This window comes from Selenomonas sp. oral taxon 920 (assembly GCF_001717585.1).
In the GTDB taxonomy this organism is placed as follows: domain Bacteria; phylum Bacillota; class Negativicutes; order Selenomonadales; family Selenomonadaceae; genus Centipeda.
Window position 1 is genome coordinate 661,809 of sequence record NZ_CP017042.1, and the last position, 24,277, is coordinate 686,085.

Sequence of the window (24,277 nt, forward strand, 5' to 3'; positions counted from 1 at the left end):
GAGAGGAGGTGGCATGATGCAGCGGTTACAGGAAAATTTTTGTGTGGAATTTGTACGGTGTGGCAATGCCACCGAAGCTTACAAAAACGCGGGATACAAGCCTCGGTCAGATAAGGTTGCGGGGACGGCAGCTGCAAGATTGTTGGGAAATGTTGGTATTCAAAAACGTATTGAGGAGCTGCGGCGCGAACTAGATTCGCACAAGATTATGGATGCCGCTGAACGGCGCGAACTACTCACGCAATTTGCCCGCGATGAGGAGACAGCAAAGCCTGACCGACTCAAGGCGATGGATCTCCTCAACAAGATGGACGGGGTATACATCAACAAGACGCAGGTGAGTGGTACAGACGGCGGCCCGCTGACCTTCCGATGGGAGGGCAAGGATGGCTGAGATTGTAATACCATACACGCCGCGCCCGATCTGGAGAGACACAATACATCCTGCGCTCACTGTCAACCGATTTGCGGTGCTTGTCTGTCACCGTCGTTTCGGCAAGACGGTCGGTACGGTGAATGAGATGATTAAAAAGGCGGTGCTCAACGAGCGCAAGGCACCTGTCTATGCCTATGTTGCGCCATACCGCAATCAGGCAAAACGCGTATCGTGGGAGTATCTGAAATACTACACGAATCCTATCCCCGGCCGCACGGTGAATGAGTCGGAGCTCTATGTGGAGCTTCCCACGCGTCATAACGGCTCGCCTGGGGCACGTCTCTATATCATTGGTGCAGATCACCCCGATGCGCTGCGCGGTATCTATCTTGACGGGGTAATCCTTGACGAGTATGCAGATATCAAGCCGGAGCTCTGGGGCGGTGTTATTCGCCCTGCGCTTGCAGACCGCGAAGGATGGGCGGTGTTCATCGGGACCCCAAAAGGACAGAATCAGTTTTACGAGATGTACCAACACGCGGAGAAATCGGCGGGTTGGTACTCTTGCATTTACAGAGCAGATGAGACGGGCGTGCTGCCACCGGAAGAGCTCAAAGACATGCAGGCGCAGATGACAGAGATGGAGATTCGCCAAGAGCTCCTATGTGACTTCACGGCGTCGGCCTCTGACGTTGTTATCCCGATTGATCTTGTCACGGCCGCCGCAAACAGACTGCTCAAAGATGATGATGTGCTCGGACAGCCCGTGATCCTCGGCGTGGATGTGGCGCGGTTTGGTGATGATCGCACGGTGCTCTGCATCCGTCAGGGGCTGTGGCTCAAGGACATACGCACATTTGCGGGGCTCTCCACGATGGAGACTGCAAGCCGTGTGATTGACTGTATCAATCAGCATCATCCGCATGCGACATTTATCGATGCGGGGGCAATGGGTGCAGGTGTGATTGACCGTCTGCGTCAGCTGCGCTATCAGGTGTCGGAGGTCAACTTCGGCGAGATAGCAATGGATGCACAGCGCTATGCCAATATCCGCGCGGAGATGTATTTCAAGTGCCGCGCATGGCTTGAGGCGGGCGGTGCAATCCCGCAGAATGCAGAGCTCAAGACAGAGTTATCCACGGTAGAGTACAAATTCAATCCGACTGGGCGCATCATTCTGGAGCCTAAGGACAAACTCAAGGAGCGGACGGGCAAAAGCCCTGATCTTGCCGATGGGTTTGTCTTGACGTTCGCTCGGCCGGTATATATAAATCCGTCTGCAGGGGGTATTGAAGACAATGCCGCAGGAGCAGAATACGATCCGTTCGCGGACATGTAACAATCTGAAAGGAGGAATGGATATGCAGTTTGATCTGCAGCGATTCGGCGGTGGTGGGGGAGGTGGCTCTGCACCGCCTGTTAAGACGAGCGCACCGGGCTCTGCCGCTGCGGCAACGATTGACAGCGCGACGGCGGGTGAGCGGCAGTCGATTCATGACAAGCTTGCAAAGGCAAAGGGGCGCGCCTCGACAGATAAGACGAGCGGGGCGTCCGGAAATATGTCGGATATGATGGGGAGCATCAAAAAAGCTCTGCTGGGTGAGTGATCGCTATGGCGCAGATGCCAAAAGCAATACAGGAGATGTTGCGCGACGGTGATGCAATACGCCGCAAGAAAAATATCGTCGCACAGATGATGACGGAGCGCACGCAGTTTGAGGGCACATGGAAGCAGCTCAGCAGGTATATCAACCCGACGCGTGGACGATTTGACGAGGACAAGACGCAGGACGGCAGACGCCGCGATTACTGCCTGCTTGACCCATACCCGATGGAGGCGAGTGGCAAGTGTGCCGCTGGGCTGCACTCCGGGCTTACATCTCCGTCGCGCCCGTGGTTTGCACTTGGGCTCCAAGACAAAGAACTTGCAGAGTATCACACAGTCAAGCTGTGGCTTGAGGAGTGTCAAGACGTCCTGATGGGCATTTATGCCAAAAGCAATATCTATAACATGCTGCTCAACATCGAGGCGGAGCTTACGCAGTTTGGCACAGGTGCAGCACTTCTCCTAGAGGATTTTAATACAGGCGTTTGGGCGCGTCCCTATACCTGCGGCGAGTACGCGGGCAATGTGGATGCGCGGGGGCGTGTCGTACAGTTTGCACGTAAGTTCAAGTTCAATGCGTGGCAGATGGTTGACGAGTTCGGCGAGGATGTTGTAAGCGATGCGGTGCGTAACGCGTACCGTGCAAAGAACCTCAAAGACTATTTCCCCGTGACAATGCTCATTGAGAAGAATGCTGACTATAAGCCGGATTCAAACGCTCTGCTCAACTTCAAGTATAAATCCTATTACTTTGAGGATGCGCAGACTGATGTGTTCCTGAAGGTCAGTGGTTATCACGAAGTACCGTTTCTCATGCCGCGTTGGACGGTGATTGCCAATGGTATCTATGGTGTCGGACCCGGGCACAATGCGCTTGGGAACTGTATGCAGCTGCAGAAGATCGAGAAGATCAATATGCGCCTTTTGGAGCATCGCTCTGACCCTGCGCTTATTGTTCCGGCCTCAGTTGGCAAGGTCAACCGTCTGCCGGGCAAGGAAACACTTGTGCCGGACAATATCATCAACGGAATCCGACCGCTCTATGAGGCGACAGGGGATCGCGGAGAGGTCATGCAGACAATCCAGTACAAACAGCAGCAGATCGGCGCGGCATTTTACAACGATCTCTTTGTGATGCTTGCACAGCAGGACAATCCGCAAATGACCGCCCGCGAAGTTGCGGAACGGCACGAGGAGAAACTTTTGATGCTCTCTCCTGTATTGGAGCAGATGCACAACGAGGTTCTTGCACCACTCACACGGCGAGCGTTTGAAATTTGTTACCGCAACGGGCTTTTGCCGCCGTTACCGGAAGAGCTCAAAGGACAGGAGGGGAGTATCAAGGCGGAGTTTATCTCGTTGCTTGCACAGGCACAGAAAGCGGTCGGAACAAACGCGATGGAGAAAACCCTTGCGATTGCAGGGAATCTCATGGGCGCATCGCCCGATGTCATGGACAACCTTGATCTTGACGCGGCGATTCGTGAGCACGCGCAGATGTCCGGCACGCCTGAAACGATCATGCGTGATGAGCAGGATGTGCAGAAGATGCGACAGCAGCGTGCGCAGCAGATGCAGCAGGAACAGCAGATGCAGCAGGCGGCAGCAATGGCAAAGCCGCTGAGAGACAGCGTAGAAGCGGCAAGACTCCTTTCTGAAACGCCAGTCAATGAAAACACGATTGGCAGCATTCTGGGGGGAGGTTGATGTATGGATTTAGATACACTCGAAAACATTATGCGGCGTCCGGAAGGGCGTCGTTTTGTTTTGGAAGTGCTTGACCTCTGTTGCGTAAATCAACACTACACAACGGGGAACGGGCGTGAGGACATATTCGCCAACGGGCGGCGCTCTGTTGGCGAAGAGATTCTGCGCTGCATCCGCCGCATTAAATCCGGCAACGAATCAACGGATGGTCTTGCGTTGGAATATGCCATGCGCCGCGAGCATCAAAGAAGAATGGAGGAATTAGAAGATGGACGAAACGATGACGACGACTGAACCGCAGGGGGGGGAGGGCACACCACCCACACCGCCGCAGGAGGTGTCTCCTGCATCGCCGAGCAATCCACCGGGTGGACAGCAAGAGCCGCCACCTACGACACCGCCGGAGAATCCGTTCGGCTTTCAGCAGCAGGAGCCTGTTATTCCTGATGTGTATGAGTTTAACCTTCCCGAAGGTTTGACGGTCTCGGATGAGCAGAAAGAAGCGTTTACGGCCGTCGCAAAGGAAGCAAGGATGACGCAGGAGCAGGCAAACAGCTTGCTCAAGATGCATGCGGACATTGTGATGGAGCAGCAGCGGCAGGCGGAAGAGATCAAGAACCAGTGGATGAATGAGTGCGCTAAGCAGGGACTCAATACGCCTGAAAACCTTGCGGCGGCAAAGATCGCCGTGGACACATTCGGCGGTGCCGATGCCATGAACGCATTGATCGAATCTGGTGCGGCGTATCATCCGGCGGTACAGGCGTTTTTGCAGCGCATCGGTCATCTCCTGAAAGAGGACAATGCGCCGGACGGAAAGGCCGCGGCACAGCAGACGGCGGCAGATTTGCTTTTTGGAAACAGTAAGTATTAAGAACTGGAGGAATAAAACATGAGTGATTGCGTAACTTTGCAGGATTGGGCAGCGCGTTTCGGTGCGCAGGGACAGCTCGCGCAGCAGAAGATTATCGAGCTGCAGAGCAAGACGAACCGTATTCTTGACGTGATGCCGTTTAAGCAGTGCAACGAAAAGACGATGGAGACGGCGCTTGTCCGTGCGGAACTACCGGATGTGGCATGGCGTATCATCAACAAGGGGACGAAGCCCGGCAAGTCCAAGAGCAAGACGGAGTCCTTTACCTGCGGCGGCATGGAGGCGCTTGCGGAGATCGACGAGAAGCTGATGCAGATCAACGGCAACAGCAACGCGTGGCGGCTCTCGGAGAATGTTGCCTATCAGGAGGCAATGAACCAGAAGATGGCGACGACCTTCTTCTATGGCGACGAGAAGATCAACCCTGCGGGCTTTACGGGGCTCTCTGCGTACTACTATAGCAAGACGGCGCAGGATAAGATCTGGGCAGATCAGATCATCGATGCAGGCGGTACGGGCAATGCACTGACCTCTCTCTGGCTTGTCGGCTACGGGCAGGATACCGTCTATGGCATTTTTCCCGAAGGAACGAGTGCAGGCTTTAAGTACCGCGACAATGGCCGTGTCCAGATGGTCGACAAGGACGGCGGAAAGTATTGGGGCTATCAGTCGCAGTACAACTGGGATATGGGGCTTTGCGTGCGTGACCCGCGCTATGTTGTGCGCGTTGCCAACATTGACACGACGCAGTTTACGGGTGCTGCGGCAGATGCGTTTGTCGACAACCTTATCCGCGCATACAACCAGATTGAGAATCCCGACAAGTGCACGATGGCATTCTTTGGCAATCGTGCGGTGCAGACGTATCTTGACATTCTCGCCTCGAAAAAGACGAATGTGCGTCTCTCAATTGACGAGTTCGGCGGAAAGAAGATTACGCACTTCTGGGGCGTCCCGATTCTGCGCTGCGATGCGATTCTCGGTACTGAGAGCAAGATTGCCTAAAGGAAGGAGTATAGGTTATGGCTTATATCGACAACGAACTGATTTTTTGCAATGACGTCGCAACGGCGGCGTCTGTTACGAGCGAGGTGCTCGACATTGGTCTTGGCGGCGCATTCGTGCATCCGCTCTTTATCGATGTCAAGCTGACTGCGCCTGTCACGTCTGGCAAAGTGGAGACGATCACCGTGCAGTCCTCGGCAACAGCTGCATTCGCCGCACCCGTGACGGAGATGAGCGTTACGGTTGGGGCATCGGTCAACCAGACCAAGAAGGCTGCGACGCTTGCACAGTTCTATGCGCCGATTCGTGCGGGCAATCGTTATGTTCGCCTTGTGATTGCTGGCAATGCACCGACGGGCGGTAAACTTACGGCGTACATGAGTTCCGGAACGGCGGTGAATCTCTGATGAGGTATTGCGTTAATACAACCTGTCAGTTCCGAAACAGACTGTACGAGAAGGGCGAGATGGTCGATCTTCCTGCGGAGGTGGAGGTGCCTCCGTATTTTGATGTACTGGAAGAGACAGTGCCTGATGCAGACAATACGCAGCCTGAAACGGTGGAATCCGTTGATGAACCTGTAACGAACGAGGCGGTCGCGGGAAAGAAAGGGCGTAAGAAATAAGGAGTGGGCTGATGTGTGCAGGTGTTTTCGTCATGCGTCAGCCCTTTTTCTCTTTAAGGAGGTGGAATAATGGATAAGATTGATGTCTGCAATATGGCTCTTTCGCGTATTGGGATTGACAACATTGAGGCACTCACAGAGCCGAGCGAGCCTGCGCGTGCATGCAGTCAATTTTATGACCACTGCCGCCGTGTTGTACTTCGAAAATATCCGTGGACGTGGGCGACAAGGCGTGTGAAGCTTGCAGAGCTTACGGATAAGCCACAGGGCTTTTCCTATGCCTATCGTTATCCCGCGTCATGTGTTGCACTGCGAAAGCTTTATAATGCTTATTTCGATAATATTCCCGCGTATACGGGGTATCAGATTGTCAGCGACAAAGAAGGACGCGCTATCTACACCAATGTGGCGAATGTATCGGCAGAGTATACGGCGGACATCGATGACACAGGACTCTTTGATGAGCAATTTATCGAGGCTTTGAGTTGGAAACTTGCGGGCGCTATCGCGTTTAAGCTGACGGGGAATGCACAACTTCCCGGATACTGTGATGAGCAGTATATGGCGCTCTTCTTGGATGCCGCGGCGAACAACGAGGATGAGCAAAACATGAGAGACAAAGAACCATATACACTCATTGCTGCGCGGTTTGGGGGTGACTTCTGATGGCAGGAGGGCAGATGTATCCACTCAAGCCTAGTTTTGCAGGAGGTGAACTGACCCCTGCGCTCTATGGACGCACAGATCTGCAGAAATATGATGTGGGCGCATCAAGGCTTGAGAACATGATTGTCCTGCGTTATGGAGGAGCAACGCGCCGCCCCGGCTTTCGTTATGTGGCAAAGACACAGGGCGGGCGAAAAGCGCGGCTGATTCCGTTTCAGTATTCAACGGAACAGAGTTATGTGCTTGAGTTTACGGAAGGATTCGTACGGATATTCACACAAGGCGGGATTGTCGTTAAAGACGGGAATCCGCTCACGATTCCGACGGAATACAAAGAGGACGATCTTCCGGATATCAAGTACACGCAATCTGCGGACGTACTCTTTCTTGTGCATGTTAATCATCCGCCGATGACGCTCACGCGCTATGGCGTGACAGAGTGGAAGCTTGAGCGGATGGATATTGCAGGAGGCCCGTTTGACGACCCTAACAAAAAAGAAGATGTAAAGATCGGCGCTTCTGCCGTGCGTGGAGATGTGACGCTTGTGGCAAGTGTCAATTATTTTACAGAGGATATGGTTGGCAGTCTCATTCGTCTTGGTCATACAATGGGCGGGCAATTAAAGGCAGGTAATCCAATAACTCCGCTTGTTGTCCGCTGTATTCCTGGTGGGACGGTTTATGTGGAGTCCTTTGGATTCTGGAACGGCCATTTTATCGTGGAGAAGCACGATAAGTCGACGGATAAGTGGATTGCACTCCAAGAACAGCACGCGAACCGCACGCAGAACTATACGCTGAACTACACGAACAAGAGTGATGATATTATCGAATATCGTGTGCGCAGCAATGAATTTGATACCTCTGTATGGGCAAACGAAAACGAGCGGCAGCGTGGCTATGTGACCATCCAGACGTTTGCGCAGGACTATTATGGTGTTGCGCGGATTACGGCAGTCAACTCCGCAACAAGCGCTGCGGCAACAGTAACGAGAGAACTTGCAGACACGGAGGCGACGAATGATTTCTCTCTCTCGGCGTGGAGCGCGAAAAAAGGCTATCCGCAAGCGGTGAGCTTCTTTGAAGACCGCCTTGTCTTTGCAGGGAGCAGAGCGAAGCCGCAGACCTATTGGGCATCGCAGTCGGGGGACTATTACAATTTCTGGGTCAATACCCCGCAGCAGGACAGTGACGCAATCACAGGCACGCTTTCGGGCGGTCAAATGAATGGTATTCGCGCGATTATCCCGTTCGGCGAAATGCTCATGCTCACCTCCGGCGGAGAGTACAAAGTCGGCGGTGGGAATGAGGTGTTCACACCGACGAATCAGAAGGCGGAGCCGCAGGAGTATCGCGGCATCAACAATCTGACACCTGTCGTTATTGGCGGTCGCATTGTCTATGTGCAGCATCAAGGCAGTGTTATCCGTGATCTCACATATAGCTATGACGTGGATAAGTACACGGGAGATGACGTATCTCTCCTTGCTGCGCATCTCTTTGAGGGGCAGACGATTGTCGCGCTTGCCTACCAGCAGACGCCGAATACGATTGTTTGGTGCGTGCGTGAAGATGGGATGCTTCTCGGTATGACCTATATCAAGGAGCAAGATGTCTACGCATGGCACAAGCACACAACGGCAGGGAAGTTCGCGGACGTGTGCACAATCTCCGGCAATCGTGAGGAAGAACTTTGGGCGGTCGTTGAGAGGGATGGCACACATTACGTCGAGCAGATGGGCTCGCAGATACGCAACACGGCGCCGCAGGAGCAGTTTTATGTAGACAGTGGATATGTTTATCAGGGAGGGGCAAAAGACAACCTCACAGGGCTTGTGTGGCTCTCTGGCAAGGACGTTTCTGTTCTTGTTGACGGAAATGTTTTACAGGAGCTGCGAGTAGATAGTGACGGCGTTCTTAAGCTGCCGAAAAAATTTAGCAAGATCACTGTGGGCTTGCCGTATGAGAGTGTAGTCCAAACAATGCCGATTGAGTTCAGCGCACAGGACGGCTCTTATATGGGACGCAAGAAACGTGTCTCACGCATGACAATACTTTTCCGTGATACGCGCGGCGGGTTTTATGGCGTTGGCGAAAAGCGCCTTGATGCGATCAAGTGGCGTTCTACAGAAAAATATGACAACCCGATTGAACTTTACAGTGGCAAGCGTCATGTTGTAATTCCGGGCGCAAGCTATGAAGACACGGTGTATTTGACGATCAAGCAGGTTGACCCTCTTCCGCTGACGATTCTATCCATTGTGCCGGAGGTGGAAGCAGGTGGCTGAGTTTACTTATCGCACCCCAACCGATGATGATCTCTCCTATCTTGCCGCACATCTGCGTCCCGAAGATCGGCGCGAGCTGATCGGTATGACGGGGCCGAACGTCGAAGCTGAGGTGATGCGTTGTTGGCGTAACAGCAAAGCGGCATATGCATGTTACTGCGACGGCGTTATTATTTCAGCGTTTGGCGTTATTGAGACGAATCCTATTCTCCGGCACGGTATCATCTGGATGCTTGCGACTGCGGAGACGGCGAAGCATAAAATCTATACGGGCAAGAAGACGCGCGAAGGAATCCGCGCGTTTTTGCATGACTGGGAATATCTCTATAACTATGTCGACAAGGGGAATGATGCGACGATTGCATGGCTCAGGTGGCTTGGCGCGGTTGTTCATGAGCCGCAGCCGATGGGCTTGTATGGGCTTCCCTATCATCTGTTTGAGTTTTTCAAAGAATTGGAGTGAGTAGTTATGGGCGTAGCGGCAATGGTGGTGGGAACGCTCTTTTCCTCGTGGATGCAGGGGAGGGCACAACAGGCGCAGGCAGAAGCGGCGGCGCGGCAGTCGGAACAGAATGCGCAGATCGCGCAGATGAACGCGGACAAGGCGCAGGAGACCGCCGAACGGCAGGACGAGAATAACAAGATCAATGCAGAGAATGAGCGACGCAGGGCGCTCCTTCGGATGGGTCAGCAGCGTGCGGCAATCGGTGCGAGCGGTGTCACGGCATCCGGAAGTGCTGCGGCGGCCCTTGCAGATACGGGCTATGCAATCAATGAGCAGACAGGCATGAGTCTCTACAATGGGCGTCAGCAGGTTGATAACATGCTGCAGCAGTCGACAGATTTCCAGAATCAGTCGAACTTCCACAGTGCCAACGCAAGTGATTATCGCGCAGCGGGACGCCGCGCCATGATGAACAGTATGCTCACAGGCGCATTTTCACTGGCAAGCAATCTCTATACGGGCGTCAGCTCTGCATCACAAAAGACCGCAGAGGCGACGGGAATGCAGGTCGGTTCGTTCGGCGGTCGGGATTGGAGCGTTGGACTGCACGGATGGGGCGGTAAAGGCACAAGTTTTGGCAGTCACATTGGAAATTATAATGCGCGGGGATACGGGATGCCACGCCAAAGTACATTTTTCTCCATGAGATAAGAGGAGGTTTGCTTCATGGATTTTTCACCGTTTCAGAACAAAGAGGGCGTCGGCACTCCTGCGGCGCAGATCACCCGCGTACAATACAGCAATCAAGGCGCACAGGCGCTTGCGCAGGCACAGGGAGAAACCGGAAATGTGCTTGCTAAGGGTGCTATGACGTTGAAAGATCAGGTGGAGCAGACACAGGCGCTTGCGGCCAACAACATGTATAACAAGCTCATGAGTGAGGGCACGTTTGAGCTTATGCAGAAGAAAGAGGAGGGCGCACTCAACATCACCGAGGACTATGACAAGCTCCAGAAAAAAACAATGGATGCCGTATCTGCAAAATACAAAGGCGTTCTGCGTTATGGGGCGGGCGCAAGAGCGTTCTATGAGTTCACGGAGCGCGACAATGTAACGCGGCGCACGAATGTCATGCGGTATCAGCAGGAACAGCTTGAGGCGTATAAGAACACGCAGTACAAAAATGCCGTGGATGTTTGCCTTGACAACGTGCTTGAATATGGGGGCAATGATGCGGCTGTTGATATGGCAATCAATCGGGGTGAGGCCCTTGCACGCGGAATGTACAGCGCTTACGGGGAAGAACGGGTTAAACATGAGGTGGATGTGATCGCGCGGCAGGCTGTCGGGCAGGCAATGTCCCTTGCGATGCAGACGGCGGATTTTAAGCGCATGGATGAAATCAGCAATAAGTACGGAAAATACATGGACCCGAATCAGCGGACAGCGGCGCTCGGTGCGGTGCGCAAACACGCACAGCAGGAGATGGAGTTTGCTGAATCTCAACAGGCCATGAATGAACTTGGTATTGAGGCGTCAAGAGATACAGTTAAGGCGTGGGTTCAGAAAAATATACACGGGAACACTCAGAGCACAGATGGACTGCATGCGTTCTATGAACAGACAAAAGGCGCAACGTATCAGCTGAACGCACCACTCAACGGAGCAGATGGAACATATGACTGTGGCTCGTGGGTTCTACAAGCCGCTGCGCTCTATGGACTGAACCTTTCCAGTCGTTGCGCGGATGATCAATATGTTGAATTAAAAGGAATGGGGAGAGCGTTCAGCGACCCGCAAGATTTACACGACGGCGATCTTGTTTTCTGGACGAAAACAGGTGGCGAGGAAGGCCAATATGGCATTTCGCACGTTGGCATCTACAACGCAAAGACAGGAAAGGTTATGCAGTCTGGCAATCATGGTGTCGCTGAGATTGATTTGAACCTTTATCCCGTAGTTGGTTTCGGGCGCGGTGTGATGGAGACTCCGCCCTCTGAAATGGAGATCGAGGAGCGAACAGATAAGATTTTCGGCACATTGCAGAAACAGCTTGCTGTGCGTGACCGAGAAGATAATCGCCTGCTTGAACAGGGGCAGATGGCAATTATGCAGCTCCAAAATGATGGACAGTATCATTCGGTAGCTGAATATCAGTCGGTCATTACAAGCATTGCCGGCGATAATCCGCGCGTCTCGGTAAAACTGATGAACAGTGCCATGAAAGCCGGACAGGCAGATCAAGCACGAGCAGAGGCAGCGGCAAATCGACGCGCAGCAGCAGAAGCGGCCGCCCTTAAAATATCGGGGCCGGAGTATAAATATCAGTTGATCAACGCCCTGCAAACAGGAAAGATCAGCATCAACGATGCTTATGATACGATCATCGGAAATCCGCATATGGAAAATAGTATGCGAAAAGAACTGCTGGATGTCATTGATGATTACAAGACCGGCAAAGGCGCATTTAAGTATGACTGGGGAAGCATCAAACAGGCAGTCAAGACGGGGCTTGGCGGATATGAAAACGGGATGTTTGATTCGAATTTTGCTGTTGCACAGGATTCGACAGGCTATCTTATTCGTGAGTATCAAAAAGACCATAACGGGGAAATGCCGTCTCAGCAGTGGATTATTGAGAAGATGGCGGGAGAGATGGCTCCTATGACAATCTCTGGGAGCGGTGGGTTCTTCGGTTTTGGTGGAAACAAGATCGATACGAATGAAGCGCAGCTCTTTAACATAGGTATTGCAAGTGTTGTAGATGCAGGAGGCGGCAATTCCATTGTCACTCTGATTAATGGTGGCGGTGCATATCACATAAAGACAGATGACCTCATCAATGGTATGCAAAGCGGAAAGAGCGGAAAAGAGATCGTATACGGTAAATAACGGGGGTAAACATGGATCCGCAAAAAAGAGAAACGATTGAGCAGATGATGCGTCGTGATGTGGCGAGCGGAAATATCGGCGTCAAAATCAAGATGCCTGGAGAGAACAACAGCGACGAGCTGAACGATATAGTAAACTATGCGCCGACGAGCGAGTACACGACCTACGAGACAGGCAGGCGTGATGACGCGGGCAATCCGATCATGAGCAGCGACGTGATGGATTTGATGATGACAAAGTCCTATGAGCCGCAGAAAGAATCGGATTGGTCTGTCTCTAATATTGTGGATGCCGTCTATACAAAGCTGCGGGAAAACTTCTATGATGGCAGTGTTCAGCCCGTCGATTTTGACAATCCGTATTATACACAGGGAATGACTGCGCCGCCGGAACCGATCACAGGGAAAGACCTCATCAAGGGGGTTATGCCCGATAGTTTTCAGGCGTCCAAACTCTATGCGGATTACTTCTACGGCGAGGATGAGAAGCGCGAGCAGATCAAGAAAGCGCATGACCTCACAGGGATTCGCGCGGAGACGATTGCCAATGACCCCGATGTGTGGGAAAAGGTCATGAAGATTGTCCAGCGTGCGGAAAAACTCAAGAAGGTGCCCGGTATGCTCGATGCGAACGGCGACCTCAATATGCGACGCGTCTATGAAGCGATGCCATACCTCAAAGAGATTGTCGAAAAGCGTGGCACGAATGAGGCCGTCATGATGCTCAACAATGCCGAGGGGCTGCAGACGGTCAATGATGCATACAGCAACGAGTTTATGCGCTTCGCGGGAAGTGTCGCAACAGGCGTAGAGCGCGGCTACTACAACATTCGCAAGCAGATGACCTATGCGAATGCGATGATTGGCAGACGCAAACTCACCGAAGATGAGCAGAATTGGATTACTGCACTCGACAAAAAGAAAGACGAACTGCCGGAATATTCCTATGGGGGCGTTGGGCAGACCGTTGGCGCAATGATCGGCGGTGCTGCAGAGAATATCCCGATGATTGCATCTGCACAGGGGATTGGAGCGGTTGCAGGAGGTATCACTCTTGCCGTGACAAAGAACCCTGGTGCGGCGGCAAATGTCGGAAGAGCTGCCGCTATTGTCGTTATGGGGCTTGAGATCGGCGGCAGTCAATACGAAGAGAATCTGAACAAGCTCGATGCGAAGGGACGCGCGATGTATACGCCGACACAGGCGGCGGCACTGTCGGCGACACAAGGGCTTGCCGAGGGCGTGATCGAGCAGCTTGCTTTGCAGAAGATTGCACGCACGATTTTTGGGCGGGGTGAGGCAAAAAGCCTGCGCGACCTCTATGCAGGTGCAGGAGCAAAAGATTTGGCACTGGCCGCAGAAGGGGCAACTGCGAACGAGGCGGCGCGTACGCTCATCAAAGAACGGATTCTTGGCGCGGCAAAAGCGGGCGCAATTACGTTTAATACAGAGCTGCAGGAGGAGTTTGCACAGCAGGTCTCGGACATGGTCATCGAGAATATGGCGCAGATGGCACTCAAGGGCGATGATGCTGAGATTTCATCTGTCCGGCAAATTCTGCAGAAATCCACGGCTGCGGCAATTGAGGCCGCTCCTTCTATCATGGGGTTTGGTCTCATCGGTTTCGGCGGTCATGTTGGCGCACATACGAATACAATGCTCGGGGCACGCGCTCATATGGAGAATCTGATCAAAGACCGTCTCTATCGGAGCGTCAATGAGAATCAGCACCTCATGAATACTGTTGAGGCGGTAGGGGATAACCTGAAGAACGTACAGGAACTCCAAGGCAAAGCACCTGATCTTGTGAATGAGATGCTTGATTCGCAGAACCGCCGCTATGGGATAGAGACAACGGCCGTAGATATTGTATCACTCAATCAGGAAGAGGGCGGCGCGGAGCTTGTGCAGGAGATTGCTGCCGCAAATAACATCAGCGCAGAGGAGCTGCAGGCGTGCGCGGATGGGACTGGGATGCTGCCTGTCAAAACGTCTACTCTCCAACAGATGACTGCGAATCTCGATGATGGAAAACGCAAGGCACTCTTCCAGAATATCACGAAGTCCTCTGACCTATTCACGGATAAGCAGGCGCAACATGAGGCGAAAATTGTCAAGGAAGTGCTTAGTGCGTTCCAGTCGAAAACAGAAGAGGAAGTTGGCGATTCCGTTGACCGTTACGTGGAGAGTGCATTTGCAGAACATGAGCACCGCGCCCTTGCACGGGATATTTTGCTTGCAGATGTGAATCATCCTGCGGCAGAAATTAAGCGTCGCATGAACCGTCTGGATTCCGATCTCGCAGAACTGACAGCCGTACAGAATGACGGCAGTGCGGAAGCGGCAGAGTATCTTGCACAGATACAGCCTGAGATTGAGAAAATCAATGCACAGAAAGACGCTCTCGAAGCGGTTGCAGGCGCAATAAAAGGCCTCCAACCCGGGGATGTTGTCGCAACGGCGGAACTGTCTCCTGAGGCGAGAAGCGTCTATCATGAGCTTGCGGGTCAGCTCGGAGGAGCAAAAAGCAAAAAAGCCCGCACGGCTGCGCGAGCATCTGCACTCCTTGCGGCGCGTTATGCAGATCGTATGGCGGCAATTTATAGCGAAGTGAAGGGAGAACCGTATACCGCTGCGGACTATATCCGTGATCATCTGCGCGTGGATGCGTATGCAGACGATCAGAAGAAAGAGGCTGCGAAGAAAAAGGCTGAAATCGTCAAAGGATTCATCGACGAGAATTTCCCTGATGCTAATGAACGTGAGATGGCTGTTGCGGCAACCTTGCAGGATGCTGTGAGCCCTGCGAAGGGGTGGCGTACCCTCTACAAAGACATTGTATCAGAGCGTGATGAGCTGCTGCGCCCTGCTTTGGATGCTCTCGACCGTGGCATGGGCAACGGTGTTGACATCGTCCCGATTGACGACGACGGGCGCGGCATCCGTGTGTCCAATAATGAGCCGTGGTATCGGGACTTTTACAAGGAACATGGTCGTGCACCGCGCAAGGGCGAACTCATTGATCTTGCCTATCTCCTTACAGTGGGGGATTCCTCTGCCCCACAGGTGGAGGGGTGGATGCCGAGTTCGCAGGAAGCTGTCGATGCGATGCAGGAGGCAAGGGCGCAGCTGGACGAGCTGAACGGCTATATCCATACGCTTGAGAATATCAAGGAACGTATGATGCAGATGGATGCTGTGGCAAATTCGAAGTTCTATCAGATGTCCTATTGGGAGAAGATGGCTCTGGAAAAATTTAACCATAGAGTTGTTGACATTCAATTCGTTGAGGTGGATGAGAAACAAGCACTGAAATCTGCGTTTATTGGTATTCGCTATGATGACAATGTGTATCAGATCGGCGATGAACTTGAAAACTCTCATGACTGGCCGGAGGGGAATTGGACGGAAACTGAGCTCGATGGGGCTTGTGCTGTGGATGTAATGAATTTCGGCGGTGACTATCAAGACCTTGATGAACTCAAGGAACATGCAATCGAGCAACTGAACGACAGCAATGAATATCTGAATGAAAACGTATATCTTATTTCAGGGACATCCTATGAGTATGGGAATGACCCGAACGAAGTCATTCTTCGCAATCCGGAGGTAATCGGAATCCTCAAATTGGTGCGTTGGGATGAACTTAGTGAGGAGGAGCAAGAACAATATAGGCAGCGACAGGAGGAGACGTCTGATGAAGTAAGTACGGAGCAAAACACCGGGCTCCAGTTTACCTATGATGGAAAAGACGCAGGCGATCTGTCTGGAGATGTTCTTGAAGGATTGGAGTGGCTCGATGGATGGAAAAATGTTCATGACACTGAGAGCCTGCGGGAAAAGTATAACGATCTTTTAGCAAGTGGTGAGCGCACGGTAGAGAGCGATAAGAAATACCTTGCGCATGTAAATAAAGCACTTGCTATGCTGGAAAAGAATCCGAATACCACAAAGGAAGATTTCGCAAAGGAATTTCATCCAGATAGCTACATTATGTCGACGATTAACTATCCTTCAAGCGATGGCCTTGCAGCAGACTTGGTGTACGAGAAAGAAGGGATACAAAAGTCAATCGATATGTCTCAGCATCGTGTGGATGTACTGAAGAAGATTGACCCCGATAAGTTGCGGTGGAAAGAACCTGAAACAGAGACGTTTGAGCAGAGTGCATGGCACGGTTCTCCGTATGACTTCCGTGAGTTCCTGCTTGAGATGATCGACACAGGTGAGGGCGCACAGGCGCACGGCTGGGGGCTGTATACGGCGCAGGATCGTGCAGTCTCGGAGGAATATAAGGAGCACCTGAAAGAGAATCACAAGACGCTCTATACGATGCTGTACGACGGTAAGCCGATTGCAGATGCGCCGCCTGAGGTACAACAGGCACTGCAGGCACTTGAGGATAATGCACACGATGTGGAGCGCATGGGCGCTGCTGCTGTGATTGCTAGGGAGCGCAAGTGGCATGTACGGGAAAAGGAAAACTGGGATGGGATTGTGGCGGAGTTCGACCGCCCGCTTGCGCTCTATGAGGAGAATCCGAAGGTGTCTATGCGGGAGTTGCGCGCCTCTGTGCCAAAGCACAGCAATGCAGGGATGACGATCGATGCCGCGAAGCCATCCGAGAAAGGGGGACGTCGCACGGCGGCGGATGTAGTACGCGCTCTCAATATGTACCGTGTGATGTTTGTCGGGTATGCGCGCAAGGAGGAGGTGGCGATTCACGCACTTGATTCGGTGGATCCTGAGAAGGTTCATCTGGATGTGAAAAGACCTGTCGGAAAGCTCTACCACGTCGAAATCCCCGACGATGATGTGCTGCTTGACGAGCAGAAGTCCTTTGACGAGCAGACCAAGTTCGTACAGGAAAAGCTGGAAGAGATGTTTTCCCGTGCTGATACGTACACCCTTCTCAGTAGGCTTGGAAAGACGGACACTCGATTTGACGATCTCAGTGGGGATTATGATGATCTGTTGAGCATGGAAGATACTCTATCCAGATCGGATGAAGTCTATGAATGGCAGAAAGAGGAGGCAGAGGAACTTCGACGGACGTATGAGAAGAATCTTGTAGACCTCCTTGATGGTGCAACGCTTCCGCAAGTATATTTGCGGAGGTTTAAGTCGGGACGAGAGATATATCAATCAATCTCTGATGTGTTTTCACAGCTTCGCGGAGACAAAGAAGCTTCTCTTGCGCTGAACGAGGTCGGAATCAAGGGTATCACGTACGATGGACAACGTGATGGTCGTTGCTATGTTATCTTCGACGATAAGGCAATTCAGATCATTGAGAAGTTCAACCAAGAGCAGGCGCATGGAGCGAAGGGCAATATCACGGCGACGCTTGGCGGTACGCAACGTCTGATTTCTCTCATGCAGGCGGCAGATCAGTCGACGTTTATGCACGAGATGGCGCATAACTTCCTGTTTGATTTGGAACATATCGCAGAAGTTGCACCAGAGAGCCGCTATGCCAAAGACCTTGCCGCAATCCAGAAATGGGCGACGTGGACGAAAGGTGCGGCGGACGAGTACGTGGGGACAGCTTCTGCGGCAGAGTTTCGTAACCGTGAGGAGAAGATTCTTGCGGCAGAGAAGAAGGGTGACGCGGCAGAAGTCGAACGTCTCAAACGTGAATGGATGCAAGAGCGTTTCGCCCGTGGATTCGAGGAGTATTTGCGCAGCGGGGAAGCCCCTGCACAGGGATTGCGTGCCGTGTTCCGTCGTTTCAAAGCGTGGCTGACACGTATTTATAAGGATGTCACGGGTGCGGGTGTGCGTGCCTCTGCGGAGGTTGAGGCAATCATGGCGCGGATGATCGCAACAGATGAGGAGATCGAGGCGGCTGCTGTTGTCAAACGTGCGCAGCGACTCCAAAAGATTGACCCCGAACTGCTGACTGCGGACTCTGCGGAGACCATGATTCAGTGGGAAACGGAGGCGAAGGAGCGCGCAAAGGAAACGCTGCTCAAAGAGCTCATCCGTGAGATGCAGGGACGCGACGTTGACGCGCACATGAAGGACTACGAAGCGCAGCTGAAAGTCGAGATGCGGGAGAATCCCGTTTGGCAGGCGGAGGCGGTGGCGGAGACCTTCGGCGTTGGTCAGGTTATCGCAAGCGGCTATTATCCGACGGTGGAGGCGTATGAAAAGGCACTCAAGGACGCGGGCGGCGGATTCGATGCAGCATACAATCGTCAGATGCGCGAGGAGCGGGAACGCTACAAAGCGGAGATGCCCAACGCCGAGACGATTGCGCAGCGTGCGGAAGAACTGCTTGCAAGCGAGGAATATACTGCGCGTCAGACAGCTCTTGAAGGAGAGCTCCTAAACGAGTATATCAAGGCGTATGACAACGCACCGCAGCGGCTCAAGGACGCAATGATCGGTGTCGTCCGTGCGCTCGAACGTGAGGAGGATGCGCCGCTTGAAAAGGCGGTGACGGCTCTCAAATACGCGTTCCGCTGGCAGGAGAAGCAAGCAAAGGAAATTGATGATCTGCGGGCACTCCTCTCTTCCGCAAAAGAATCAGGAGAGGAAGATCGCGCAAAGATGCGTGAGAAGTTCGGGGAGGCATTTAACCGACTCAAACTCTCTGCGGCGCAGAACCTCGAAGCCGTACGCAGTCTCCGCGATTCGGCGGCCGGCAGGGTTGCTGCGATGCGTGCATATGCACAGCAGCATCTTGAAGATGCGCCCATCCATGAGGCAACAAATACGCGCCATTGGATGCGGCAGGTACAGAGCGCCGCAAAGGAGGCGGAACGTCATCTCACAAATATGCTCCGCAAGAATAACGGCATTGAGAAGGAGGATACAGGAGACAAAGACCTTGCGGCGGCACGAGCGGCAAAGACCCGACAGCTTGCAATGGAGGCAATGACGCATGAGAGTGTCAAGCTGAAACGTGAGCTTGATCGTCTTGTGAAATACTTTGCCCGTCGGGAAAAGAATCTTGCCAATGACAAGACCGCCAAGATCGACGGAAATCACCGTTATTTCATTCATCATCTGATGTATGTGTTTGACCTGCGCCGCTCCGATGGGATGCCTCTTATGGGAGATGGTGTGCGGAGTTGGCCGGCACTCATGGAGGAACTCAAGAATTCCAATGATGGGCTTGACGGCGTGGAGATTCCCGATTGGCTTTCCTCTGCCGCAACTGCGCGGGACAAACAGCGTAAATACACACAGCTCTCCATGCAGGAACTCCGTGATCTTCGTATGCTCATCGAATTTCTCTATGTGACAGGGCGCAACAAGAATACGCTCCTCATATCGGGTGAGAATATCGATGAGGTCGCGGCTCGTATGTATCAGAACTATGAGGAGCATATCGGTGAGCAGGACGGCGGAAAAGAAGCTCACGCCTATATGGTGCAGCTTTTGAAGCCGGAAACAATGCTCAAGGTCATCGGCGGCAAGAGCGGTGCGATTGTGGATTATCTCTACAACACACTCTTTGACGCACAGGAGAAAAAAACAGAGGCGCTTGAAAAGAACGCCAAGCGATTGGAGGTGATCATCGGACAATACTACACGCAGAAAGAGAGGCGCAAAGCGTGGAGCAAGAAACTCGGGATAAACCTCACGGATGGCACAGAACTGACGAAGGAAAACGTGCTTTCGATGGCGCTCAACTGGGGAAATAAGGGCAACCGTTCCCGTCTTGTCGCAGGTCTCTCGACAAAAACTCCATACACGGAGAATGACGTTGAGGAGATTTTTGCAAAGACGATGACCAAGAAAGACTGGGCATTTGTGCAGGAGATTTGGGATTATCTCAATGAGCACGGCGATGCGGTCAATGAGGTCGTCGAAAAGACCACCGGCACGCCGATGAAGCGTGTTGCACCGGATGAATTTACGATCGAGGCGTCGACGGGAGAGCCGCTGACCATTCGCGGCGGGTACTATCCGATTCGGTATGACCCGAAGCGTTCTGAGCGTGCAGCAGATCAGGAGCTTGCAACTGTCGCCGAATCGGTTGGCGGCGCTATGGCGTTTGGGTCTGGAATGGGCTCAACGAAGAACCGTGCAAACGGGGCTCCGCTGGGGCGGCCACTTGACCTCTCTTTGGATGTCATGTATCGCCACATTGATCAGCAAATCCATATTGCGACGATGCGTCTTGCCTGTCGTGATGTCTATAAGCTGATGAGTCATTCGGCGGTCAAAGAGCCGATATTACAGTCGCTCGGTAAAGACGCGTATGACAGCCTGAAACGATGGGTTGAAAGCGTGTGGCAAGAGCCAATGAATAACAATCTTTACATTGAGACTAAAGCGGAGGAGTGGCGCGCGAACACGGTGACGGCGATTATGGCGTTCCGTGTATCGACTGCACTTCTCAACGCATCCAATATTATGCCGATGGCAGACCGACTCGGAACCGCTAATGCGATTCTGGCAATGCTGCAGTACCTTCGTCATCCGCAGAGGATACGTCAATTCGTGCTCAATGATTCGGCGTTTATGCGGAACCGTGCGCACAACATGGACCGTGATCTTAATACCAAAGGGAAAGACGTTTTCGGCGGGAAATATTCTGTCCGTAAATTTCTTGTCAAGTATGGGACATGGCTCATGGAGGAGACGGATATGCTTTGCAGCATACCGACTTATTACTGGACATATCAGGAGCGGTATAACAAAGAGCTGATCGACGGTGCAGATGAGATTATTGCCCGTGAGCGTGCGCACAGAGAAGCCCACGAGGCAGTACGTTCGATCTTTGGTTCTGCGGATTCGATTGACCGATCTGCGGTACAGCGTTCGCAGAGTGGACTTGTCAAGGCGTTTACGCCATTCTTTAGCTTCTTCAACGCACAGATGAATGCGGTGTGGGAGAAGTATTATGCGGGGCGTTATGACAAACACAAGACCAACTTTGTCGAGCGTTATTCTGCGTTCGTGCGCTCCTATCTGTTCCGTTTTGTTGCGATGGCCGCAATTGAGACGGTGATCAGGCAGAGCCTTGAGGCGATTTCAGCGGGGAGTGGTGATAAGAAAGATAAAGATGAGTGGTACCGGAAGTTCTTGAAACAATGGGCGGCGAACTCTATCGGCAGCGTTGCAAGCGGATTCCCTGTGATCAACATGGCTGGTGAGATTGTGCAGGGGATGATTACGGGGAAGCTGCAGCAGGGGCGCAATAGCGGCGTTGTATTCGCAGCTGTTGGACGACTCACCGACCCGATCCAGATGGCACATTCTTTGCAAAGCGACAAGTCCAAGATTGACGCAATTGATTTTGGACGTGCGCTGACAAAAGGAGTTGCAGGCACAATGTATGCAGTTCCCGACACGCTGACGGATGGTTTCTGGAATACAGCACGCTTTATGACCGATAACTACCGTCTGAACAATCCGGATGACCTGCGGGAGTTTATCGCAAAGACGATTCTGGACAAGAAACTAAAACAGAAATAGGAGGCATCAACATGACTGTTGAAAATCCGAACGTAAAGAATACGTATGGGGGAAACGGTGTTACAACCGTTTTCCCTTTTACATTTCTGCTCAATGCAGAGGATGTGAATAATGTCGTAGTCACCCTGACAAATGAACACGGGCAAGAAAATGCAACGACAGATTTTACGCTGTCTCTGAATGATAAGGTTGTCCGTTATCCAAAGAGTGGAGTGCAGCCTTTGCCGCACGGATGGAAGATTACAATTCAGAGGCAAATCCCATACACGCAGCCACTCAATTTGACAAGCCAAGGGCCGTTTTTTGCAGAGGACATAGAGGCGCAGCTTGATCGACAGGAGATGCAGATACAGCAACTCGCGGAGATTGTTGAGCGCACCGTGCGTGTCGCGATCAGCTCTGACGTTGACCCCGCCGATCTGATTGCAAAAATATTCCAGACGGGTGTCGATGTATCTGCGCAGCTCCTTGCCGCACAACAAAGCGCATCTGCGGCGGCGGGGGCTGAATCAGCTGCAAAGGGTAGCGAGGCGGCGGCACGGGAGATGGCGGAACGAATGAACACCGTGCTTGCGTCGGCGGCGGATGAGATCAAACAGAAACTCTCCGCTGAATACGTCCCGCAGACGCAAGGTGCCGAAATGCGCACGGAAATCTCAAACGCAAGCATCGCAATCCTCCAGCGCAGCCGCGCCTACACTGTCGGCGACATTGCGTACAGCAAGCACCTGCCATCGTGGGCGCGGCTCGAATGCGTCAAGGCGGGTACAACGGGTGCAGAGCTGCCGGATAAAATCAAACAAACAATCGAAAATGGGGGGTAATTATCCATGACGGTACGGCCGTCTGGATTGTTGACGATCTGCGCGACGGCACGCCCGTCGGAGTGGTGCGCGGGTCTCTATATCTCCCTGCAGGTTACGTCAAGTGCAATGGCGCAACAGTGCAGCGTGCGGACTATCCGCGCCTTGTAGCACTGGCAGACAAGCATGACCTATGGACGGACGACGTGACCGCCAATGCGGGACTGTTCGGGCGCGGCGATGGCGCGGTGACAATGGTGCTGCCGAACTGGACAGATCGGATGGTGCAGTTTGCGGGGGATGGCGCAGGGGCGAGCATCGCGGCGGGGCTGCCGAATATTACGGGTGCATTTGTCGCAAGATACCACGATCTGAACGAATGGGCCGGGTGTTTCGACCACGAAGGGAGAAATTACGTGCCATATTATGTAACGGAAAAATCGTCACAAATACATAAAACCATATTTGACGCTTCGCGTTCTAGCCCCGTCTACGGCGCGTCAGAAACAGTACAACCCGCCGCAATCAAACTCATGCCGATCATTAGATATTAAGTCCTGCGCTCCTTTGCGCAGGCGAAAGGAGCGTAATACATGACGACAAAAGCGGGACAACTCATACAAGACGGCAATGCCGTCTGGATTGTGGACGACGTGCGCGACGGCGCGCGTGTGGGCGACATCATCCTGCGCCCGACACTGCGCGATGGATATATCAAGGCAAATGGTGCGACTGTCAAAGCATCGGAGTACCCCCGCCTCCTTGCGTGGGTGCAGGAGGCGGGCATGATCGTCACAGCGGAGCAGTACGCGCAGGATTGCTCTAAGTACGTATATGACAGCGCACAGGACAAGCTGACCCTGCCCAATATGACAGGGCGCGTCTTGCAGGGCGGGGAGAACGTCAAGAGCGTGGAGGCGGGACTACCGAATATCACGGGCGAGTGGTCCGTGAAGAAAGAGCATAAAACAGTTGCAGGTGTGCAGTTACTCGCTGAGCTTGAGATTGACGAGCGCGGTGCATTATACGTAGCTGAAAAGGGAGAGAGGAACGGAATACCTGACTATCCTACGATACATCAAAATGCACCGATTGCTATTGGGTTTGACGCCTCGAAATCCAACCCAATTTACGGCGCGGCTGATACCGTCCAACCGCCTGCGCTCACGATGATCGCACAGATCAAATATTGAGGAGGTACGACATGACAAAAACAGTCTACGCCTACGCTGCCGATGGCAAGTACATCGGTGAGCGCACGCTTGACGACACCGACAGATCGCCGATCTCTGGGGCGTGGCAGATACCCGCTTACATGACGGAGGCCAAGCCGCCTGCTGCAAAGGAGGGCTATGACCTCTACTGGCGCGGCAGCAAGTGGGAGCAGGTCGAGCGACCAAAACCAGAGCCGGCACCGACACCGCCCGAGGACACAGAGCCACAGGAAATGGACGTGCAGCCCATTCCCGAAACGGAGCTTGCCGTCATGGAGGGGATGGTCAATATACAGACGCGCCTCGCCGCGCTCGAAGCAAAGCTGAAAGGAGGTGAGTAAC

The 24,277-nt window shown here is 53.0% G+C and carries 19 protein-coding genes; all 19 read left to right on the forward strand.

Annotation, left to right across the window (positions count from 1 at the left end; all coding sequences use genetic code 11):
• The first annotated feature begins 16 nt into the window (after positions 1 to 16).
• The 19 genes from BCS37_RS03065 (at position 17) to BCS37_RS03150 (ending at position 24,276) form a co-directional block, all read left to right on the forward strand.
• The gene (locus BCS37_RS03065) at positions 17 to 394 is read left to right on the forward strand and encodes a terminase small subunit (RefSeq protein WP_069180102.1); all 378 of its coding nucleotides are present in this window, start codon (positions 17 to 19) and stop codon (positions 392 to 394) included.
• A complete protein-coding gene (locus BCS37_RS03070; protein ID WP_069180103.1) occupies positions 387 to 1,715 on the forward strand; it encodes a terminase large subunit domain-containing protein in 1,329 nt (442 codons plus the stop codon). The genes BCS37_RS03065 and BCS37_RS03070 overlap by 8 nt, the downstream gene beginning before the upstream one ends.
• 22 nt (positions 1,716 to 1,737) lie before the next feature.
• On the forward strand, positions 1,738 to 1,983 hold the full coding sequence (locus tag BCS37_RS03075) for a hypothetical protein (RefSeq protein WP_069180104.1): 246 nt from the start codon (positions 1,738 to 1,740) through the stop codon (positions 1,981 to 1,983).
• Between the two features lie 5 nt (positions 1,984 to 1,988).
• Complete coding sequence (locus BCS37_RS03080; protein WP_069180105.1) at positions 1,989 to 3,689, forward strand: portal protein; 1,701 nt, start codon at positions 1,989 to 1,991, stop codon at positions 3,687 to 3,689.
• Positions 3,690 to 3,692: 3 nt separating this feature from the next.
• Positions 3,693 to 3,983, forward strand: a complete 291-nt coding sequence (locus BCS37_RS03085) for a Bbp19 family protein (RefSeq protein WP_069180106.1) — start codon at positions 3,693 to 3,695, stop codon at positions 3,981 to 3,983.
• On the forward strand, positions 3,958 to 4,563 hold the full coding sequence (locus BCS37_RS03090) for a hypothetical protein (RefSeq protein ID WP_069180107.1): 606 nt from the start codon (positions 3,958 to 3,960) through the stop codon (positions 4,561 to 4,563). The genes BCS37_RS03085 and BCS37_RS03090 overlap by 26 nt, the downstream gene beginning before the upstream one ends.
• 18 nt (positions 4,564 to 4,581) lie before the next feature.
• Entirely contained in the window at positions 4,582 to 5,568 is a 987-nt protein-coding gene (locus BCS37_RS03095; protein ID WP_069180108.1) for a major capsid protein, read from the forward strand.
• A 17-nt stretch (positions 5,569 to 5,585) separates the two neighbouring features.
• Positions 5,586 to 5,975 (forward strand): hypothetical protein, encoded by a 390-nt coding sequence (locus tag BCS37_RS03100; RefSeq protein ID WP_069180109.1) that lies wholly within the window; start codon positions 5,586 to 5,588, stop codon positions 5,973 to 5,975.
• Positions 5,975 to 6,193: a hypothetical protein gene (locus BCS37_RS12045; protein ID WP_159057711.1), complete on the forward strand. Its 219-nt coding sequence runs from the start codon at positions 5,975 to 5,977 to the stop codon at positions 6,191 to 6,193. The genes BCS37_RS03100 and BCS37_RS12045 overlap by 1 nt, the downstream gene beginning before the upstream one ends.
• Before the next feature lie 69 nt (positions 6,194 to 6,262).
• Entirely contained in the window at positions 6,263 to 6,859 is a 597-nt protein-coding gene (locus BCS37_RS03105; protein ID WP_069180110.1) for a hypothetical protein, read from the forward strand.
• A 14-nt stretch (positions 6,860 to 6,873) separates the two neighbouring features.
• The gene (locus BCS37_RS03110; RefSeq protein WP_069180111.1) at positions 6,874 to 9,147 is read left to right on the forward strand and encodes a hypothetical protein; all 2,274 of its coding nucleotides are present in this window, start codon (positions 6,874 to 6,876) and stop codon (positions 9,145 to 9,147) included.
• Positions 9,140 to 9,610 carry a hypothetical protein gene (locus BCS37_RS03115; RefSeq protein ID WP_069180112.1) on the forward strand — a complete coding sequence of 157 codons (471 nt, stop codon included), beginning with the start codon at positions 9,140 to 9,142 and terminating at the stop codon, positions 9,608 to 9,610. Before BCS37_RS03110 ends, BCS37_RS03115 begins: the two co-directional genes overlap by 8 nt.
• A 6-nt stretch (positions 9,611 to 9,616) precedes the next feature.
• A complete protein-coding gene (locus BCS37_RS03120; protein WP_069180113.1) occupies positions 9,617 to 10,303 on the forward strand; it encodes a virion core protein, T7 gp14 family in 687 nt (228 codons plus the stop codon).
• 15 nt (positions 10,304 to 10,318) lie between these two features.
• Positions 10,319 to 12,484 carry an NlpC/P60 family protein gene (locus BCS37_RS03125; RefSeq protein WP_069180114.1) on the forward strand — a complete coding sequence of 722 codons (2,166 nt, stop codon included), beginning with the start codon at positions 10,319 to 10,321 and terminating at the stop codon, positions 12,482 to 12,484.
• Positions 12,485 to 12,495: 11 nt separating this feature from the next.
• Positions 12,496 to 21,918: a hypothetical protein gene (locus BCS37_RS03130; RefSeq protein ID WP_069180115.1), complete on the forward strand. Its 9,423-nt coding sequence runs from the start codon at positions 12,496 to 12,498 to the stop codon at positions 21,916 to 21,918.
• Between the two features lie 11 nt (positions 21,919 to 21,929).
• On the forward strand, positions 21,930 to 22,742 hold the full coding sequence (locus BCS37_RS03135) for a hypothetical protein (protein WP_069180116.1): 813 nt from the start codon (positions 21,930 to 21,932) through the stop codon (positions 22,740 to 22,742).
• A gap of 65 nt (positions 22,743 to 22,807) precedes the next feature.
• Positions 22,808 to 23,275, forward strand: coding sequence for a phage tail protein (locus BCS37_RS03140; protein WP_159057712.1), 468 nt, complete (start codon positions 22,808 to 22,810; stop codon positions 23,273 to 23,275).
• Between the two features lie 39 nt (positions 23,276 to 23,314).
• Positions 23,315 to 23,914, forward strand: coding sequence for a hypothetical protein (locus BCS37_RS03145; RefSeq protein WP_069180118.1), 600 nt, complete (start codon positions 23,315 to 23,317; stop codon positions 23,912 to 23,914).
• Positions 23,915 to 23,925: 11 nt separating this feature from the next.
• Positions 23,926 to 24,276, forward strand: a complete 351-nt coding sequence (locus BCS37_RS03150; protein WP_069180119.1) for a hypothetical protein — start codon at positions 23,926 to 23,928, stop codon at positions 24,274 to 24,276.
• Position 24,277 lies beyond the last annotated feature (1 nt).